This window comes from Pseudomonas juntendi, assembly GCF_009932375.1.
GTDB classification, from domain to species: domain Bacteria; phylum Pseudomonadota; class Gammaproteobacteria; order Pseudomonadales; family Pseudomonadaceae; genus Aquipseudomonas; species Aquipseudomonas juntendi.
Map to the genome: position 1 here is coordinate 38,176 of NZ_BLJG01000006.1, position 17,027 is coordinate 55,202.

Sequence of the window (17,027 nt, forward strand, 5' to 3'; positions counted from 1 at the left end):
TTACCAGCTCAGGCAGCTGTTGGTGCGGCCTTTGCACGGGCCGTGGCCGCTGACGGCGGCAGGTGCTATGCGGGCCTGGTCCTGAGCGACGAAAGTCTCTTTCCAGGCCAGGCGCTTGCCGTGCGGGTTACCGTTGGTGGCCTGGTAGCGCAGGCTTACCTGGTAAGCATGGCCTTCCTTGAGCGTTGCCCCATCGATCATGAAGCTGAAGGTCTGGGGCAGCGCCAGTTCGCCTTGCTGCTCGATGGTCAGCACGGGCTGCAGGACGGAACTGCCTTTGGCAGCGCCGAAGCCCTCCAGTTTTTCACTCAGGACCAATACGTAACTCGCCGAAGCGTCCGGTGTTATCCGGTCTTGGCTTTCGCAGTCGATGAATATCTGGAAATGTGGGGTGGAGGGCATAGCGGAAACTCCTCGTCGAAAAGAGCCGCCATCCTGCACCCTGCTGTTGGCCGAGGGAGCGGGGAAAGGCGGTACAGGCAAAACGACGCAGAGGCAGCGGCCGCGCGGGTTCAGGCAGACCGCTGCTGTGGCACCACGCGTTATCAGAGCGTGCCGAAGACCTTCTTGGCCAGGCTGGTAGCTGCGGCGGCCGGGTTCTGGCGAATGTTCTGCTCTTGCTTGCCGATCATCTCGAACAGACCGTCCAGCGCCTTCTCGGTCACGTAGTTCTCGATGTTGGCGTCATCCTTGACCAGCCCCAGGCCTTTGGCCTGCGCGGCGAAGGCGTTGTACTGCTGAGCCACGCCAACCTGGTCGGTGGCCTGCTTGACGACCGGCAGGAACTTGGCCCGAATCTGCTCGCGGCTGCTCTTGTTCAGGTACTGGGTGGCGGAGTCGTCACCGCCGCTGAGAATGCCCTTGGCGTCGGTCACGCTCATGTTCTTCACGGCGTCTACCAGAATCGCCTGAGCCTGCGGCACGGCCTTTTCGGCGGCCTTGTTCATGCTAGCTTCCAGGGCTTCGACCTGTTCGCCCTTGCCGAACATCTTCATCGCTTTGGCGGCCTTGCCCAGGTTGCCCGGCAGTTCGATACGCACGTCCGGGTTGTTGTTGAAGCCGCCTGGGGTGCTGAGCTGCTTGACCGCCAGCTGCGCGCCTTGGGTGAGGGCATCTTTCAGGCCGCCGGTGGCGTCCTTCTGGCTCAGGTCGCCCAGCGACAGGGCCAGCGCGCTGGCCGACAGCAGCAGGCCGGCGCACAGGGTGGTGAAGCGCAGGGAAGTGCGGATCATGAAGCGTTCCTTGTAAACAGATGAATACGGGTATCAGCGAACCTGGTCGAGCTTGACGCGCACGGGTTGCGGGTCGGAGCCGTCGAGCAGCACGCCATGGTGTTCGGTATTGATGAACAGCAGTTTGCCGCCCAGCTCGATGCGCGCGCTCAGCGCATAGCGGTGGCCGGGTTTGACCTGGCGCGGATCGTAGCTGAGGTGGAACGGCAGCGGCACGTTGCCTTTGACCGGGCCGGCCTGGCGGGCCAGGGTCACGGCCGGGGCGTCCAGCAACGACACGTCCTGCAGTTCGACGCTCAGGGTGGCGGCCGGGGGCAGGGCAATGCGCTGCAGGTAGAAGACTTCGCCATCCAGGCTGGCCTGGGCGGGCGGGGTTTGGCTGGAGCAGGCTGCGAGCAGGGATGCGCAACACAGCATAAAGAGCTTTTTCATGGAATCTCCGTTGTCCTTGGAGCCGGCTTGTGGCCAACCCCAGGGACTTTAGCGGATTTTCCCTAATCAATCATGGAGCACGACCAGGGGCGTCGCCACGTTATCGACCACCACGCGTTCGGTGCCAGACAAGGTGTGAGGGTTTACGGCGTGGTGGGTGGTGTTGATGAACTGCAGTTGCCCGTTCTGCTCGATGCGCACGGCCAGCACGTAGCTGCCGCGCGGGTCGAGCTGGCTGAGGTCGCAGGCCAGTTGCAGCTTGATCGGCAGTACACCGGCGCACTGAAGGCGCAGCTCGGCCTGGCTGACGGCCGGCGCGTCGGCACGGGACACGTCGAGCAGGCTCAGTAGCACCTGGGCGGAGGCTGGCAGGTAGTTGTCGCTGGAAGAAAAGATTTCGACGTCGATCGATTTGATCTGGTTCATGGTAGTGCTCCTTGAGAGGGGGAAAGCACGGCGATGCTGTCCCCTCTCAAGGCCTGGCGGCAGACAGAAAAGCTACCCTTGCACCACGTCTGAAGGCTCGTCGCGATGCAGCGCCACCTGGCGGATGGACAGGCGCAGCTCGGCCGACAGCACGCGCTTGGCCACGCCCTCGGCCAGTTCGCCGAGCTTGTCGTGGTAACCCAGCTTGCCTTGGGCATCGGCATGCAGCACGCCTTGCTGGAGCAAGGTCTGGATGAAGTGGCGGAACAGCGTCTTGTCGAAGAACTCCGGGGCATTCAGGCCATGCAGGATCGACAGGCGCTGGGCCATCATCACACACAGGTCTTCCAGCGCTTCGGCGCTGAGGCTGTTCTGCCCGCTGTTGAGCAGCAGGGACGTGGCCATGTAGAAACGCTGCAGCGTCTGGGTGATGGTGCGGGCGAGCAGGGTCAGCAGCACGAACTGCCGCGAGCTGGGCGGCGGGCGCACATAGATATCGTTGTCCTGGCGCAGCAGGCCTTGCTCGACCAGCGCCGCCAGCCACTGGTCGATGACGTCGTCCAATTGCTGCGGCGCCCAGCGCAGGAACAGTTCGGCCTGCAAATACGGGTACAGCGCGTGCACATATTGCCCCAACAGTTCGCGGCTCATGCGCGAGCTGCTGAGGAAGAAGCTGGCCAGCAGCGCCGGCAGGGCGAAGATGTGCAGCACGTTGTTGCGGTAGTAGGTCATCAGCACCGCATTGCCTTCGTCCAGGTACAGGATGCGGCCCAGGGCGTCCTTCTGCTCGGCGACCAGGTTCATGCCGCGCACGTGTTCGATCAAGGCCTGGCCGTCACCCTCGGGCAGGGTGATGTGCGGCGAGTAGGGCACCTGGCGCAGCAGGGCCAGGTACAGGTCGAGCACGCGGACCAGGGCGCGTTCATCCAGGGCCAGGCGGCTGGTGGACAGCAATGCCATGGCCACCAGGTTGACCGGGTTGATGGCCGCCGCCTCGTTGAGGTGGCGGGCCACGGTCTCACCCAGGCGATGGGTAGTGGCGTTGAGCCAATCCGGGCGGTATTGCGGGCCATGCTCCTGCTCACGCCAGCCGGGTTGTTGCTCGTCGAGGAAGCCGGCCAGGCGGATCGGCTCGCCAAAGTTGACCGACACCTGGCCAAAGCGCTGCCTCAGCGCGCCGAACACCGTGAAGATATCGAATATCGACTCTTTCTTCTTGCTGGCACCGCGCAGCTCGCCCAGGTAGGTGCGGCCTTCGAGCACGCGCTCATAGCCGATGTAGACCGGCACGAACACGATGGGCGTGCGCGACGAACGCAGGAAGCTGCGCAGGGTAATCGCCAGCATCCCGGTGCGCGGTTGCAGCATGCGCCCGGTACGGGAACGGCCGCCTTCGACGAAGTACTCCACCGGGAACCCCTTGGTGAACAGGGTGTGCAGGTATTCGTTGAACACCGCGGTATAGAGTGGGTTGCCCTTGAAGGTGCGGCGCATGAAGAACGCCCCGCCACGGCGCAGCAGGTTGCCGACCACCGGCATGTTGAGGTTGATGCCCGCGGCCACGTGCGGTGGCGTGAGGCCGTTGCGGAACAGCAGGTACGACAGCAGCAGGTAGTCGATATGGCTGCGGTGGCAGGGCACGTAGATCACTTCGTGGCCGGGCGCGATGCCCTGCACCTGCTCGATGTGGTTGACCTTGATGCCGTCGTAGATCTTGTTCCAGAACCAGCTGAGCACCACCTCCAGGAAGCGGATGGCAGTGTAGGTGTAGTCAGAGGCAATCTCGTTGCCGTAGCGCAAAGCCTGGGCTTCGGCCTTGGCCAGCGGCAGGTTTTCGCGCTGCGCCTCTTCGGCGATGGCCTGGCGCACCAGCGGTGCATGAACCAGCCCCTTGACCAGGTTGCGCCGGTGCGAAAGGTCGGGGCCGATGACCGCGGTCTTGAGGTTGCGAAAATGCACGCGCATCAGGCGCTGGGCCATGCGCACGGTGCGTTCGTGGCCTTTGTTGTGCTGCACCAGTTCGCGCAGGTGGATGGGGGCAGAGAACTGCACGCGGGTTTTGCGCCCGAGTATCAGTACGGTCAGCAGCCGCCGCAAACGCCCGGTCACTGCCCAACTGTCGGCAAACAGCAGTTTCCACGGGCTGGACTCGCTGGCCGGGGTCTGGCCCCAGAACACGCTGACCGGAATGATCTGCGCATCTTCCTCGGCATGCTGGGTAACGGCAGCTACCAAGCGCTCGAGGGTGGGCGGGGCGCCACGCTTGTCCTGGCGGCCCAGCCAGTCGGGGTCGGGGGTCAGGTAGAAGAACGCAGCGGGTTCCTGCAGCGGACCGACCGTTACCGGCAGCACCGGGCGCGGCAGCCCTGCCTTGGTGCACTCGTGGTCGAGTACGACCAGGTCGGTGAGCGCCGGCGTAGGCAAGGCATAGATCACTGGCCGGCTGCGGTCCAGGTTCAACGACATGGCCGACTGGTTGATGGTTTCGGAGCGCACCCACAGGTACAACAGGCGACGCAGGGCGCCGAAAATCAGGCGGCGCAGGGGGGAACGGGTCATGGGGTGTGTGCCCTGGGTGTGATGTTCAGGTGAGTATCCAGTTAATTAGTCTGCCGTATGTGCGTAAGTTCAGCAAAAATCGGCCAACAGCGGGACCGTCATCAATTTTTTTTGTGCTGTGGCATATACTCGGCCTGCCACTTGCAGGTTATTTCGGCAAGCGGCGTTGGCACGGGGCAGGTAAGCCCATGCCTGCACGGCGATCTTCACAATAAAAAACCGGAGTAGTTCAGATGTCGTCTCGTGAGACTGGGAATGTAAAGTGGTTCAACGATGCCAAGGGTTATGGCTTCATTCAGCGCGAAGGTGGTGCGGATGTATTCGTCCACTATCGGGCGATTCGCGGTGAGGGGCATCGTACCCTGGTCGAAGGGCAGCGGGTTGAATACGCTTGCGTGCAGGGCCAGAAAGGCCTGCAAGCCGAAGACGTGGTAGGCCTCTGAGCCTTAAGCTATAAGCTTCAAGCTGCAAGTGACCGTGTACTTGCAGCCTGATGCGAGCCTTCTTGAAACTTGCAGCTTGAAGCTTCAAGCTCAAGACGTACGCCAGGTGATTTCCTCTTCACCGTCGGCGCTGATGCGGACCCAGCGGTCGGCATCCTCCTCGCCGTCTTCCTCGACCCAGCCACCCGGTGCGCAGCGTACTTCCACGCCCAGTGCGGCGAATGCAGCGCGGGCGCAGGCAATATCGTCGGCCCAGGGGGTCTGGTCGCTTTCCAGGTACAGGCTGTTCCATTTCCCTACAGCCTTCGGTAACCAAGTGACCGGAATGTTACCGGCCTGGCATTTGAAGGTCTGGCCTTTCTGCTTCCATTCGCTGCACGGGCCGATCGCCTGGGCAAGCCACCCGGCAATCTGTTTGTGGTCGACGTCGGCGTCCTTCAGGTAGATCTCGATATCAGGTTGGCGCATAAGGGCTCCGGGTGTGCTCAGTCTTGGCGCACAAAATAGTCATAACGCATGGAAACCGTTACCTCGAACGGCTCGGGCTGGTCGATTACCCGTGCACGTTTTTCGGCGCTGGCGCGCCAGCCGTGTGGGGTCATGGCCAGCAGGTCGGCGCGGGCCTTGGGGGCGGCCAGGCTCAGGCGCAACGCCAGGGTTTCGCTGTGGGCATGGGCCATGCCCTCGGGGACCAGGGCCAGGTGCTTGTCGTCGGCGTAAGGGCGTACTTCATCGTAGAGCACTTCGCGCAGTTCCATCAGGTGGCCGCTGGTCGGGCCTACCCGCATCAGGCCACCGCCGGGGCTGAGCAGGCGTTTGGCTTCGGCCCAGTCCAGCGGGCTGAATACGCTGGCGATGAACTGGCAGCTGGCATCGGCCAGCGGCACGCGGGCCATGCTGGCGACCATCCAGGTGACAGCCGGTGCGCGGCGGCAGGCACGCTTGACCGCCTCGCGGGAGATATCCAGGGCGTAACCGTCGGCAGCGGGCAGGGCCTGGGCCAACTGCGCGGTGTAGTAGCCCTCGCCGCAGCCAATGTCCAGCCACGCACCGGGCTGGCGCTCGGCGGCCAGTTCGGCCAGGCGCTGGGCCACCGGCGCGTAGTGGCCGCCGTCGAGAAAGTCGCGACGTGCCTCGACCATGGCCTGGTTGTCACCCGGGTCACGGCTGTTCTTGTGCTGCACCGGCAGCAGGTTCAGGTAGCCCTGGCGGGCCCGGTCGAAGCGGTGGCCTGCCGGGCAGGCCACGCCGTTGTCGACTTGCGCCAGCGGCGCCTGGCAAAGGGGGCAGGCAAGCATCAGGCGAGCAACCGGACCAGGGTCTGGTAGTAGATTTCGGTCAGCAGGTCGAGGTCGCTGGCCAGAATCCGCTCATCCACCTGGTGGATGGTGGCGTTGACCGGGCCCAGCTCGACCACCTGGGTGCCCAGGGTGGCGATGAAGCGGCCATCGGACGTGCCGCCGCTGGTCGATGGTTGGGTGTCGCGGCCGGTGACACTTTTGATGCTGGCCGAAACGGCACCCAGCAGCTCGCCCGGCTCGGTGAGGAACGGCAGGCCTGACAGCGCCCAGTCGATCGACCAGTCCAGTTCGTGCTTGTCGAGGATCGCCGACACCCGCGCCTGCAGGCCTTCGACGGTGGACTCGGTGGAGAACCGGAAATTGAACAGCGCAGTCAGCTCGCCCGGAACCACGTTGGTGGCACCGGTGCCGGAGTTGAGGTTGGAGATCTGGAAGCTGGTCGGCGGGAAGAATGCATTGCCTTCGTCCCAGTGCTCGGCTGCCAGCTCCGCCAGGGCCGGTGCGGCCAGGTGAATGGGGTTGCGCGCCAGGTGCGGGTAGGCCACATGGCCCTGTTTGCCGCGCACGGTCAGCTTGGCGCCCAGCGAGCCACGGCGGCCGTTCTTGACCACGTCACCCAGCAGGGTGGTGCTGGACGGTTCGCCGACGATGCACCAGTCCAGGCGCTGGTTACGTGCTTTGAGGCGTTCGACCACAGCCTTGGTGCCGTGGTGGGCCGGGCCTTCCTCGTCGCTGGTGATCAGGAAGGCGACCTTGCCGCGGTGGTCGGGGTAATCCTGCACGAAGCGTTCGCTGGCAACCACCATGCAGGCCAGGCTGCCTTTCATGTCGGCTGCGCCGCGGCCGCAGAGCATGCCGTCGGCGTCGATCAGCGCATCGAACGGTTCATGTTGCCATTGCTGCACGGGGCCGGTGGGCACCACGTCGGTGTGGCCGGCGAAGCACAGTACCGGGCCTTCCTGCTGGCCATGGGTCGCCCAGAAATTGTCGACGTCTTCGATGCGCATCGGCTCGAGCTGGAAGCCCACGGCGCCGAGGCGGTTCATCATTTGCGCCTGGCAATCGGCGTCGACGGGGGTGACGGAGGGGCGACGGATCAGGTCGCAGGCCAGTTGAAGGGTAGGCGAGAGCTCGGCAGGGGCCGTCATGGGGAACTCCGGGGCAAGGCAAGGCGGGGAAATCTGAGGGGCGTTATCTTATAGCAAACCAGTCGCGAAAGGGGCGCCAAGCGCCCCCAACATCTCAAGCCTGCTGCGCCTCGGCAGCCTTGTGCGCAGGCTTGGGCAGCGACGACAGCAGCGCCATCACCAGTGCCGCCACGTACGGCAACGACTGCACCAGCAGCATGGCCATCCAGAAGCGCATGTCCGAACTCGGCAGCCCCTGCACCAGGTAGATACCCAGCGCTGCGCCCCACAACAGCAGCATGATGAACAGTTCCTCGCGCGCCTCGGCAATCGCCACCAGCAAGCCATGGCTGTCGGCATGCTTTGGCGTGCGGATGAACGGCATGCTGCTGGTGAAGAACCCGTACAGCACCGCTTTGGCGATGGTATGCGACAGCGCCAGCCCTGCCAGCGCCGCCGCGAAGGCATCCTTCATGTTCACCCCCACCGCACGCCGGTAGAGGAACAGGATCTTGCCGACCTTGAAGAAGAACAGCGCCAGCGGCGGGATGGCGAAAATCATCAGTGGCGGGTCGACCCGGTGCGGCACGATGATCATCGCGGCCGACCACAGCAGCGCGCCGATGGTGAAGAAAATGTTCATGCCATCGGCGATCCAGGGCAGCCAGCCGGCCAGAAAGTGGTAGCGCTGGCCGCGCGTCAGCTGGCTACCCGTGCCGCGCAGCAGGGCGCCGGCGTGGTGCTTGATGATCTGGATGGCACCGTATGCCCAGCGGAAGCGCTGTTTCTTGAAATCGATGAACGTGTCGGGCATCAAGCCCTGGCCATAACTGTTGTGGGCGTAAGCCGCCGACAGGCCTCTCTCGAACACGCGCAGGCCCAGTTCGGCGTCCTCGCAGATACACCACTCGGCCCAGCCCAGTTCTTGCAGCACGCTGCGCCGGGTCATGGTCATGGTGCCATGCTGGATGATCGCGTCACGGTCGTTGCGGGTGACCATGCCGATGTGGAAGAAGCCCTTGTATTCGCTGTAACACAGCTTCTTGAATGCACTTTCGTGTTGGTCGCGGTAGTCCTGCGGCGACTGCACCACGGCAATTTTCGGGTCGGCGAAGTGCGGCACCATGTGCTTGAGCCAGTTGCGGTCGACGCAGTAGTCCGAGTCGATCACCGCGATCACTTCGGCGTCTGGCGCGGTGTGCGGGATCAGGTAGTTCAGCGCGCCGCCCTTGAAGCCAGCCAAGGGTGCGACGTGGAAGAACTTGAACCGTTCGCCCAGTTTCTCGCAATGGGCCTTGAGCGGTTCCCACACGGCCGGGTCCTTGGTGTTGTTGTCGATCACCAGCACTTCATAATCGGGGTAGTCCAGCGCGGCCAGGGCGTCGAGGGTCTGCTTGACCATTTCTGGCGGCTCGTTGTAGCACGGTACATGCACCGACACCTTGGGCCGGTAGGCGCTGTCGGCCTGTACTGGCAGAAACTCGCGGCGGCGCTTGTGGATCCACACCGCCTCGGCCAGTTCATGCGCCTCGGTGAGCAGCACGATGAACACCCCCAATGCGCCGAGCGCCAGCAACACGCCGACGGTCAGGCTGAACCAGGTGCTGTATTGCTGGCTGTAGTCGTAGGCGATCCACACCAGCACCGACCCGCACAGGAAGGTGATGAACGTCAGGAAGGTCCGGCCGCGTTGGCGCAAGGCCGAGCCGTCGATGAACAGCACCATCAGCGCGATCATGGCCAGCACCACCGACGCGACCGCCAGGGCGCGCCACTGCGGAATCGCCACCACGGGCCCCTCGAAATTGAACTTCTGCTGGCGCTCGGCGTTGTAAACGCCCCAGTAAGCGCCTACCGAGCCTTCGTCACTGGCCTTCCAGGGCTGGTCATAGGCTTCGATGACAAAGTAGTTGTAGCCACGGCGGTTGAGCGTGTTGACCAAGGTGCGCAGGTAGATGGCCTGATCGGCCTGGGTGGCATCGGCACCCCCGCGCATGCGGCCATTGCTCGGCCAGCCGACCTCCGACAGCAGCAGCGGCTTGCGCGGGAACTGCTGCTTCAGCTCGCGGGCACGGTCGAGCACGAACTCCACCGAGTCTTTCATCGGCACGAATTCCCAATAGGGCAGGATGTGCGCGGCAATCAGGTCGACGTGCCTGGCCAGCTCCGGGTGTTCCTTCCAGATATGCCATTGCTCACTGGTGGTTACCGGGACCTTGACCGCGGCACGTACCCTGTCCAGGTACTTGATGAGGTTTTCCGGTGTCACTTCTTCGCGGAACAGCGCCTCGTTACCCACCACTACGCGCACCACGCTGCGCGAGGTATTGGCCAACTCGATGGCGGTGGCAATTTCCCGCTCGTTGCGTTCGAGGTCGGGGCTGATCCAGATGCCCAGTGTCACCCGCAGGCCGAACTCCTCGGCCAGCCGTGGGATGTCTGCCTGGGTGCCTTCCACGGTGTAGATGCGGATGCTGTCGGTCAGTTTGCTCAGTTGCTCCAGGTCCTGACGCATTTCTTCGTCACTGGGGTACTGGCCCTTTTGCGGGCTTTCACCCAGGCGGAACGGCGAATACGAGAAGCCAGAGATTTGTTCTGGCCAGGCGGGCGCGGAAACCGGGCGATTGATCAGCGCCCAGAAGCCGGTGAACAACGCAGCGATGGCCAGCACCACAACCAGGTTCAGGCCGAATTTACGTGAAGACATTGTCGTCCATTTCTGTCGAAGTGATAGGACATTAAAGCAGGGTTAGTAGTCCATTTCCTAACGGTGCAGGCCTTGGGCTCGCTGGCATATAATGCGCGCCGGTTTTTTGGGGTATGAACATGAGTACAGAAGATCCACGCTTCGCCGGCGTTGCCCGGCTGTACGGCGACCAAGGCCTGCAACGCCTGGGCCAGGCCCATGTGGCGATAGTCGGGACTGGCGGGGTGGGTTCGTGGGTGGCCGAAGCGCTGGCGCGCAGTGGCGTGGGCGAAATCACCCTGTTCGACCTGGACGATGTCTGCGTCAGCAACACCAACCGCCAGGCCCACGCCCTGGAAGGGCAGGTGGGGCGCCCCAAGGTCGAGGTCATGGCCGAGCGCCTGCGGGCGATCAACCCGGCCTGCACGGTGCATGCAGTCGCCGATTTCGTCACCCGCGACACCATGGTCGAGTACATCACCGAACACCTGGACTGCGTGATCGACTGCATCGACAGCGTCATGGCCAAGGCCGCGCTGATCGCCTGGTGCCGCCGGCGCAAGATCGCCATCGTCACCACCGGGGGGGCCGGCGGGCAGATCGACCCCACGCAGATCCAGATCGCCGACCTCAACAAGACCTTCAACGATCCGCTGGCCTCGCGGGTCCGCTCCACGTTGCGGCGTGACTACAACTTTTCGCGCAATGTCAGCCGCAACTATGGCGTGCCATGTGTGTTTTCCAGTGAGCAGCTGCGTTACCCCAAAGGCGATGGCAGCGTGTGCCTGCAGAAAAGCTTCGTTGGCGAAGGCGTGCGGCTGGATTGTGCCGGCGGCTTTGGCGCGGTGATGATGGTGACCGCCACCTTTGGCATGGTGGCAGCGAGCAAGGCGATAGAGAAACTGGTGGCCGGTGCGCGACGGCCATCGGAGCGGGTCAAGCCCGTGTAAATCCCTGTAGGAGCGGCCTCGTGTCGCGATGGGGCGCGCAGCGCCCCCAACGATGTTGGCCCCCACCCCAGTTAACGTTTGACCACCAGCTCTGCCATGCGCTGCAACACCGCATGCAGCCCGTTGCTGCGCGACGGCGACAGTTGGCGCTCCAGCCCCAGCTGGCTGAACCACCCCCGCAGGTCGAGCGCCAGCAGTTCACCGCTGGTCAAACCCTGCACCCGCACCAGCAACAATGCCAGCAGCCCGCGCAACAAACGGGCATCGCTAGCGGCCTTGAACCGCCATGCGCCATCGGCCTGCTCGGCCACCAGCCACACCAGGCTTTCGCAACCGTGCACCCGGTTGGCCTCGGTTTTTTCGCTGGCAGCCAGCGGCTCCAGCCGGTCGCCCCATTGCATCAGCAAGCGAGCACGCTGTTCCCAGCCCTTGCCCTGTTCGAACGCGGCCAGCGCCTGTAGCGCCTGTTCCGGCAGGCTCATCGCAACAACTCCAGGCCTTGGTCCAGCGCGTCGAAGAAGCGCTGCAGGTCGCTGCTGTCGTTGTACAAGCCCAACGACACACGGATCGCACCCTCCAGGCCCAGCCCCTTCAGCAGCGGCATGGCGCAGTGGTGCCCGGCACGCACGGCAATGCCCTGCTCGGTGAGCAGGTGGGCGATATCGGCATTGTGCACGCCCTCGATGACGAAGCTGGCCAGCGCCGCCTGTGGCGTGCCCAGCACCCGGATACCCTCGCGGTCGGCCAGGCCGCGCAGCAGTTGCTGATGCAGGCTGGTTTCGTGGGCGGCGACCGCGTGGCTATCGAGGCTGGCCAGGTAGGCAAGGGTCGCGCCCAGGCCGATCACCCCGGCAATGGGCGGGGTGCCCGCCTCGAAACCCAACGGCGCCGGGCGGAAGCTGGCGCTATGGTAGTCGGCGAGCTGCACCATCTCACCGCCAAACTGCCAATGGCGCAGCAGCTCGAAGGCCTGGCTGCGGCCGTAGAGCACGCCGACACCGTCCGGGCCATACAGCTTGTGGCTGGAAAACACATAGAAGTCGCAGCCCAGCTGCTGCACATCATGACGCCCATGGACCACGCCTTGGGCGCCGTCGACCACGGTCACCGCACCTTGCGCACGGGCATGGGCCAGCAGGGCAGGCAAGGGCTGCCAGGTGCCCAGCACGTTGGACAACTGGCTGACGGCCAGTACCCGGGTGCGTGGGCCTACCAACTGCAGGGCCTGGTCCAGGTCGATGTGGCCGTGAATGTCCAGCGGCAGTACCACCAGGCGCAGGTCGTGCCGCTGCGCCAGTTGCTGCCAGGGCAGCAGGTTGGCATGGTGCTCCAGCGCGCTGACGGCAATTTCGTCGCCCGCCTCGAAGCGGTGCTCCAGGCCATAGGCCAGCAGGTTCAACGCCGAAGTGGCGCCATGGGTAAACACGATTTGCCGGGGATCGGCGGCGTTGAGCCAGGCGGCCACCTTGTTGCGGCTGGTTTCAAAGGCCTGGGTCGCCAGTGCACCGGGCAAGTGCTGGGCGCGGTGCACGTTGGCCGCGCCATGGGCGTAGTAATGGCCCAGGGCATCCAGCAAGGCTTGCGGCTTCTGGGTGGTGGCGGCGCTGTCCAGGTAGGTCTGGTGCTGCCGTTGCAGGGCGTCGATGGCGGGGAAATCGGCACGCCAGGGGGAGGGCTGGAACATGATCGCGGGGCCTGGAATGAAAAACGGGTCTGGCGTGTTGGCGCCAGACCCGATGTTAACACCTCAAACCGTGCAAGGTTCTCAGTTGTGGGCGTGCAATGCTTCGTTCAGCTCGATGGCCGACTTGTGGGTCTTGCATTCCACTGCGCCGTTCAGCGAGTTGCGGCGGAACAGCAGGTCGGTCTGGCCTGCCAGGTCACGCGCCTTGACCACCTTGACCAGTTCGTTGTTCTCGTCCAGCAGGTTCACCTTGGTGCCGGCAGTGATGTACAGGCCCGCTTCGACGGTGTTGCGGTCACCCAGCGGGATACCGATACCGGCGTTGGCGCCGATCAGGCAGCCTTCGCCGACCTTGATGACGATGTTGCCGCCACCGGACAGGGTGCCCATGGTCGAGCATCCGCCGCCCAGGTCCGAGCCCTTGCCGACGAATACGCCAGCGGAAACCCGGCCTTCGATCATGCCCGGGCCTTCGGTGCCAGCGTTAAAGTTGACGAAGCCTTCGTGCATGATGGTGGTGCCTTCGCCAATGTAGGCGCCCAGGCGCACACGGGCGGTGTCGGCGATACGCACGCCGGCCGGGACCACGTAGTCGGTCATTTTCGGGAACTTGTCCACCGAGAACACTTCCAGCAACTCGCCTTTGAGGCGTGCCTCGAGTTGCAGTTCGGCCAGTTCGCTCAGGTCGACCGCGCCCTGGTTGGTCCAGGCCACGTTCGGCAGCAGCGGGAAGATGCCGGCCAGGCTTACGCCGTGTGGCTTGACCAGGCGGTGCGACAGCAGGTGCAGCTTGAGGTACGCCTCTGGGGTCGAAGCCAGCGCAGCGTCTTCGGCCAGCAGGGTGGCGACCAGCGGCTTGTGGCTTTCGGCCAGGCGGGTCAGCAGCGCGGCCTGGGCGGCATCCACGCCTTTCACCGCTTCGGCCAGTTGGGCGGCCTGGGCGTTGCTGAAGGCGATGGCCTGGTTGCCACCCTGGTAACCAAGAACAGGCGCGACTGCGGCGACCAGTTCGGCGCTTGGGTTGAGCAGGGGTTGTGCGTAGAACACTTCCAGCCAGGCGCCCTGGCGGTTCTGGGAGCCGACACCGAAGGCCAGGCTGAACAGGGTATTGGACATGTGATTACCTCGTGCGAAATAGGGTAGGGGCTCAGGCGAAGGCTGCGGCGTACAGGTCAGGCTTGAAGCCGACCAACGTGCGCGCGCCAAGGTCGAGCACCGGGCGCTTGATCATCGACGGCTGGGCCAGCATCAGCTCGACGGCCTTGGCCTGGTCGAGGTCTGCCTTGCTGGCGTCGTCCAGCTTGCGGAACGTGGTGCCGGCACGGTTGAGGATGACTTCCCAACCGTGTTCGTCGCACCAGCGGTTCAGGCTGTCACGGTCGATGCCTTGGGTCTTGTAGTCGTGGAATTCGTAGGCGATGGACTGGTCTTCTAGCCAGGTACGCGCTTTTTTCATGGTGTCGCAGGCTTTGATGCCGTAGAGCGTGTAGGTCATTGTGTGCATTGGGGATCACAGGTTGCCCCAACCTCTCCGTTTTTCGATTTCAGTCGCGGGATTATGCGGGAAGCAACCTCGCGGCGCCACGCCTGAGACGTCCATGTCTATTGATCAAGGCGTGTTCAGGCGACCAGGCGCTGTACCGCCCCGATGATCTCTTCACCGTGTCGCTGTTCGGCGGTGCGCAGATCGAAGGCGGTCTGCAGGTTGAGCCAGAACTCGGGGGTAGTATCCAGGCAAATGGACAGACGCAGCGCCATATCGGCGGAAACACCGCCCCGTTCGCGCAGGATATTGTTGACGGTTGGAGTGGCGACGCCCAGCGCCCTGGCCAATGCCGCAGCACTGAAGCCCATTTCTTTCTGGAAGTCCTCACGCAGGACTTCACCGGGATGGATTGGACGCATACCGTTCTTGAGCATGATGCACCTCAGTGGTAATCGATAATTTCAACGTTGGCCGGCCCGTTGTCGGTCCAGGTGAAGCACAAGCGCCATTGGTCATTGACGCGAATGCTGTGCTGACCGGCACGGTTGCCGCTCAACGCCTCAAGGCGGTTGCCAGGTGGCGATCGCAGGTCTCGCAGCTCTGTTGCGGCATCGAGCATGGCCAGTTTGCGCTCCGCGACTGATTTGATATCTGACCAACGTCGCGTTTTTCCAGTAACAAATAGTGCTTCCGTGTCGGCACAGCTAAAGCTTTGAATCATGAGATTGAATGCATAACGTTATTCGTTACGCTTGATTATACGATCTCATCGCGGTAGTTCAAGGGCTTCGCTGCACGTTGCTCGGGTAACGCCGGCCATGATTGCTGGGTATCATCATGTTACATATTCATCCGCCACCTGCGACTATCGTGCAGCGGCCCTGGTTCGCCGATCGCCGCTAACATATTGTTTCAATGGCGATGTTTCGCCCTGTTGTCGTTTCTGGTTCACAAAGGAAGCCTTACCGGATGCAGTCCGCCTACACCGTCCTCATCCTGTTGACCTTGGTCAGCCTGTCGAAACTGGTCGGTCGCCTGATTCCGCTGCCCTTGCCGCTGGTGCAGATCGCCGCTGGCGCCTTGCTGGCGTGGCCGACCCTGGGCCTGCATGTGGCGCTGGACCCCGAGCTGTTCCTGTTTCTGTTCCTGCCGCCACTGCTGTTCGCCGATGGCTGGCGGATTCCCAAGCGCGAACTGTGGCGCCTTCGAGGGCCGGTGGTGGCGCTGGCGGTAGGGCTGGTGCTGTTCACTGTGGTCGGGGCCGGTTACTTCATTCACTGGCTGATGCCCAGCATCCCGCTGCCGGTTGCCTTCGCCTTGGCCGCCGTGTTGTCGCCGACCGACGCCGTTGCCGTATCGGCCATTACCCAGGACCGCCTGCCCACCCCGCTGATGCATATGCTGCAGGGCGAGGCGCTGATGAACGACGCCTCTGGCTTGGTGACCTTCAAGTTCGCCCTGGCGGCGGCAATCACCGGGGCCTTCTCGCTGGCCGACGCCAGCTTCAGCTTCGTGCTGGTAGCACTGGGGGGCCTGGCAGTGGGCGTGGCCCTGAGCTGGCTGATCGGCCGCCTGCGCATGTGGATGATCACCCGGGGCTGGGACGACCCTGCGACCCATGTCGTGTTCATGCTGCTGTTGCCGTTCGCGGCTTATGTACTGGCCGAGCGGCTGGGCGTGTCGGGCATTTTGTCGGCAGTGGCCGCTGGCATGATGCAGAGCTGGCTCGACCTGCTGCCACGCCAGACCAGCACCCGCCTGCTCAACCGCAGCGTCTGGTCGCTGCTGGAGTTCGCCTTCAATGGCCTGATTTTCCTGCTACTGGGCCTGCAGTTACCGGACATCATCAAGGCTGTGGTCAGCCACGAAACCACCGTGTGGCCGACCCTGGCCTACCGCTGCCTGGATGTGCTGGCGATTTTTGCCGCGCTGATCCTGCTGCGTTTCATCTGGGTGCAGAGTATCTGGCGCGCGATCGGCGTGCTGCGCCGCTGGCGCGGTAAGCCGGCGCTGGTGCTGGTGCCTACGGCGCGCTCCTGCTGGCTGCTGACCTTCGGCGGCGTGCGGGGTGCAGTGACCCTGGCGGGTGTGATGTCGGTGCCATTGCTGATGGGGGCAGGCAAGGCGTTCCCGGAACGGGACCTGCTGATTTTCATCGCGGCAGGGGTGATCCTGCTATCGCTGGTCAGCGCCTGTATCGCCTTGCCGCTGTTGCTGCGCGGGGTGACCAAAAGCGCCGACGAGCGCTTGCAACAGGAGGTGCAGGAAGCCTGGCGGCGCACGGCAGAAGCGGCGATCCATGCCTTGGAGGCGGAGGAAGTGATCGACAGCAATGCGCCGCAGGATGCAGACCAGGCAACCATGGCCACGGAACTGAAGGCGCGCCTGATGGCGGAGTACCGGGATGAGCTGGACAGTTATAACGACACGGCCGAAGCCAAGGCACTGGCCGAGCAGATGGATTTGCTGGAGCGCCGCTTGCGCCTGCGGGCGCTAAGGGCGCAGCGGCTGGAGCTGTACAACCTGCATCGTCAGCACGAGGTGGGCGATGAGGTGGTGCGGCAGGTGCTGGGCGAGCTGGACATGAGTGAGGCGAACCTGGGGCAGGTCAAATAAAGCGCTGGCGCTGCCTTGCAGCAACAGGTCTCTCACCTACCCCGGTAGGAGCAACGGTCGTACTGCAAATTTGAAAAGCCTGCGC

General features: G+C 63.8%; 18 protein-coding genes. 3 read left to right on the forward strand and 15 right to left on the reverse strand.

The annotated features are described in order from the left end of the window. The 5 genes from GYA94_RS01265 to plsB form a co-directional block, all read right to left on the reverse strand. Complete coding sequence (locus tag GYA94_RS01265; RefSeq protein ID WP_144187659.1) at positions 1-402, reverse strand: hypothetical protein; 402 nt, start codon at positions 400-402, stop codon at positions 1-3. 143 nt (positions 403-545) lie between these two features. Continuing rightward, positions 546-1,232 (reverse strand): DUF4197 domain-containing protein, encoded by a 687-nt coding sequence (locus GYA94_RS01270; protein ID WP_110678241.1) that lies wholly within the window; start codon positions 1,230-1,232, stop codon positions 546-548. A 33-nt stretch (positions 1,233-1,265) separates the two neighbouring features. Then, positions 1,266-1,664, reverse strand: coding sequence for a YbaY family lipoprotein (locus tag GYA94_RS01275; RefSeq protein ID WP_110678243.1), 399 nt, complete (start codon positions 1,662-1,664; stop codon positions 1,266-1,268). Between the two features lie 66 nt (positions 1,665-1,730). Continuing rightward, on the reverse strand, positions 1,731-2,090 hold the full coding sequence (locus GYA94_RS01280; protein WP_161891664.1) for a YbaY family lipoprotein: 360 nt from the start codon (positions 2,088-2,090) through the stop codon (positions 1,731-1,733). A gap of 72 nt (positions 2,091-2,162) precedes the next feature. Continuing rightward, positions 2,163-4,649: a glycerol-3-phosphate 1-O-acyltransferase PlsB gene (gene plsB, locus GYA94_RS01285; RefSeq protein WP_161891665.1), complete on the reverse strand. Its 2,487-nt coding sequence runs from the start codon at positions 4,647-4,649 to the stop codon at positions 2,163-2,165. Between the two features lie 233 nt (positions 4,650-4,882). On the opposite strand from plsB, the gene GYA94_RS01290 reads away from it, so the two are divergent. Further along, positions 4,883-5,092 (forward strand): cold-shock protein, encoded by a 210-nt coding sequence (locus GYA94_RS01290; protein WP_003252255.1) that lies wholly within the window; start codon positions 4,883-4,885, stop codon positions 5,090-5,092. Between the two features lie 90 nt (positions 5,093-5,182). On the opposite strand, the gene GYA94_RS01295 is transcribed toward GYA94_RS01290, so the two are convergent. The 4 genes from GYA94_RS01295 to GYA94_RS01310 form a co-directional block, all read right to left on the reverse strand. Then, positions 5,183-5,560 carry a hypothetical protein gene (locus GYA94_RS01295; RefSeq protein ID WP_009686969.1) on the reverse strand — a complete coding sequence of 126 codons (378 nt, stop codon included), beginning with the start codon at positions 5,558-5,560 and terminating at the stop codon, positions 5,183-5,185. 17 nt (positions 5,561-5,577) lie between these two features. Then, positions 5,578-6,390: a putative RNA methyltransferase gene (locus tag GYA94_RS01300; protein ID WP_054890077.1), complete on the reverse strand. Its 813-nt coding sequence runs from the start codon at positions 6,388-6,390 to the stop codon at positions 5,578-5,580. Beyond that, positions 6,390-7,541, reverse strand: a complete 1,152-nt coding sequence (gene dapE, locus GYA94_RS01305) for a succinyl-diaminopimelate desuccinylase (RefSeq protein ID WP_161891666.1) — start codon at positions 7,539-7,541, stop codon at positions 6,390-6,392. Before dapE ends, GYA94_RS01300 begins: the two co-directional genes overlap by 1 nt. 94 nt (positions 7,542-7,635) lie before the next feature. Then, on the reverse strand, positions 7,636-10,227 hold the full coding sequence (locus tag GYA94_RS01310; RefSeq protein WP_110678251.1) for a glycosyltransferase: 2,592 nt from the start codon (positions 10,225-10,227) through the stop codon (positions 7,636-7,638). Between the two features lie 119 nt (positions 10,228-10,346). Between GYA94_RS01310 and tcdA the strand changes: the two genes are divergently transcribed. Then, positions 10,347-11,156, forward strand: coding sequence for a tRNA cyclic N6-threonylcarbamoyladenosine(37) synthase TcdA (gene tcdA, locus GYA94_RS01315; RefSeq protein ID WP_161891667.1), 810 nt, complete (start codon positions 10,347-10,349; stop codon positions 11,154-11,156). 71 nt (positions 11,157-11,227) lie between these two features. Here tcdA and GYA94_RS01320 read toward each other — a convergent pair whose 3' ends face one another. The 6 genes from GYA94_RS01320 to GYA94_RS01345 form a co-directional block, all read right to left on the reverse strand. After that, positions 11,228-11,638, reverse strand: a complete 411-nt coding sequence (locus tag GYA94_RS01320) for a SufE family protein (RefSeq protein WP_161891668.1) — start codon at positions 11,636-11,638, stop codon at positions 11,228-11,230. Next, positions 11,635-12,840: a cysteine desulfurase gene (locus tag GYA94_RS01325; RefSeq protein ID WP_161891669.1), complete on the reverse strand. Its 1,206-nt coding sequence runs from the start codon at positions 12,838-12,840 to the stop codon at positions 11,635-11,637. The genes GYA94_RS01320 and GYA94_RS01325 overlap by 4 nt, the downstream gene beginning before the upstream one ends. An 81-nt stretch (positions 12,841-12,921) precedes the next feature. Beyond that, on the reverse strand, positions 12,922-13,956 hold the full coding sequence (dapD, locus tag GYA94_RS01330) for a 2,3,4,5-tetrahydropyridine-2,6-dicarboxylate N-succinyltransferase (protein WP_009686960.1): 1,035 nt from the start codon (positions 13,954-13,956) through the stop codon (positions 12,922-12,924). Between the two features lie 31 nt (positions 13,957-13,987). Next, positions 13,988-14,335: an ArsC family reductase gene (locus GYA94_RS01335; RefSeq protein WP_054881204.1), complete on the reverse strand. Its 348-nt coding sequence runs from the start codon at positions 14,333-14,335 to the stop codon at positions 13,988-13,990. A 125-nt stretch (positions 14,336-14,460) separates the two neighbouring features. Continuing rightward, positions 14,461-14,760: a type II toxin-antitoxin system antitoxin GraA gene (graA, locus tag GYA94_RS01340; RefSeq protein ID WP_029885078.1), complete on the reverse strand. Its 300-nt coding sequence runs from the start codon at positions 14,758-14,760 to the stop codon at positions 14,461-14,463. An 8-nt stretch (positions 14,761-14,768) separates the two neighbouring features. Then, positions 14,769-15,047 carry a type II toxin-antitoxin system RelE/ParE family toxin gene (locus GYA94_RS01345; protein ID WP_029885077.1) on the reverse strand — a complete coding sequence of 93 codons (279 nt, stop codon included), beginning with the start codon at positions 15,045-15,047 and terminating at the stop codon, positions 14,769-14,771. A gap of 248 nt (positions 15,048-15,295) precedes the next feature. Between GYA94_RS01345 and GYA94_RS01350 the strand changes: the two genes are divergently transcribed. Beyond that, positions 15,296-16,942 carry a Na+/H+ antiporter gene (locus tag GYA94_RS01350; protein ID WP_054890073.1) on the forward strand — a complete coding sequence of 549 codons (1,647 nt, stop codon included), beginning with the start codon at positions 15,296-15,298 and terminating at the stop codon, positions 16,940-16,942. Positions 16,943-17,027: the final 85 nt, after the last annotated feature.

What these genes read in the sequence shown, in the direction of transcription:
- GYA94_RS01265 (WP_144187659.1), bottom strand. Translation starts at nt 402, where the DNA reads ATGCCCTCCACCCCACATTTCCAGATATTCATCGACTGCGAAAGCCAA.
- GYA94_RS01350 (WP_054890073.1), top strand. Translation starts at nt 15,296, where the DNA reads ATGCAGTCCGCCTACACCGTCCTCATCCTGTTGACCTTGGTCAGCCTG.
- GYA94_RS01270 (WP_110678241.1), bottom strand. Translation starts at nt 1,232, where the DNA reads ATGATCCGCACTTCCCTGCGCTTCACCACCCTGTGCGCCGGCCTGCTG.
- GYA94_RS01290 (WP_003252255.1), top strand. Translation starts at nt 4,883, where the DNA reads ATGTCGTCTCGTGAGACTGGGAATGTAAAGTGGTTCAACGATGCCAAG.
- GYA94_RS01320 (WP_161891668.1), bottom strand. Translation starts at nt 11,638, where the DNA reads ATGAGCCTGCCGGAACAGGCGCTACAGGCGCTGGCCGCGTTCGAACAG.
- GYA94_RS01300 (WP_054890077.1), bottom strand. Translation starts at nt 6,390, where the DNA reads ATGCTTGCCTGCCCCCTTTGCCAGGCGCCGCTGGCGCAAGTCGACAAC.
- GYA94_RS01310 (WP_110678251.1), bottom strand. Translation starts at nt 10,227, where the DNA reads ATGTCTTCACGTAAATTCGGCCTGAACCTGGTTGTGGTGCTGGCCATC.
- dapE (WP_161891666.1), bottom strand. Translation starts at nt 7,541, where the DNA reads ATGACGGCCCCTGCCGAGCTCTCGCCTACCCTTCAACTGGCCTGCGAC.
- graA (WP_029885078.1), bottom strand. Translation starts at nt 14,760, where the DNA reads ATGCTCAAGAACGGTATGCGTCCAATCCATCCCGGTGAAGTCCTGCGT.
- GYA94_RS01275 (WP_110678243.1), bottom strand. Translation starts at nt 1,664, where the DNA reads ATGAAAAAGCTCTTTATGCTGTGTTGCGCATCCCTGCTCGCAGCCTGC.
- plsB (WP_161891665.1), bottom strand. Translation starts at nt 4,649, where the DNA reads ATGACCCGTTCCCCCCTGCGCCGCCTGATTTTCGGCGCCCTGCGTCGC.
- GYA94_RS01325 (WP_161891669.1), bottom strand. Translation starts at nt 12,840, where the DNA reads ATGTTCCAGCCCTCCCCCTGGCGTGCCGATTTCCCCGCCATCGACGCC.
- GYA94_RS01345 (WP_029885077.1), bottom strand. Translation starts at nt 15,047, where the DNA reads ATGATTCAAAGCTTTAGCTGTGCCGACACGGAAGCACTATTTGTTACT.
- dapD (WP_009686960.1), bottom strand. Translation starts at nt 13,956, where the DNA reads ATGTCCAATACCCTGTTCAGCCTGGCCTTCGGTGTCGGCTCCCAGAAC.
- tcdA (WP_161891667.1), top strand. Translation starts at nt 10,347, where the DNA reads ATGAGTACAGAAGATCCACGCTTCGCCGGCGTTGCCCGGCTGTACGGC.
- GYA94_RS01335 (WP_054881204.1), bottom strand. Translation starts at nt 14,335, where the DNA reads ATGACCTACACGCTCTACGGCATCAAAGCCTGCGACACCATGAAAAAA.
- GYA94_RS01295 (WP_009686969.1), bottom strand. Translation starts at nt 5,560, where the DNA reads ATGCGCCAACCTGATATCGAGATCTACCTGAAGGACGCCGACGTCGAC.
- GYA94_RS01280 (WP_161891664.1), bottom strand. Translation starts at nt 2,090, where the DNA reads ATGAACCAGATCAAATCGATCGACGTCGAAATCTTTTCTTCCAGCGAC.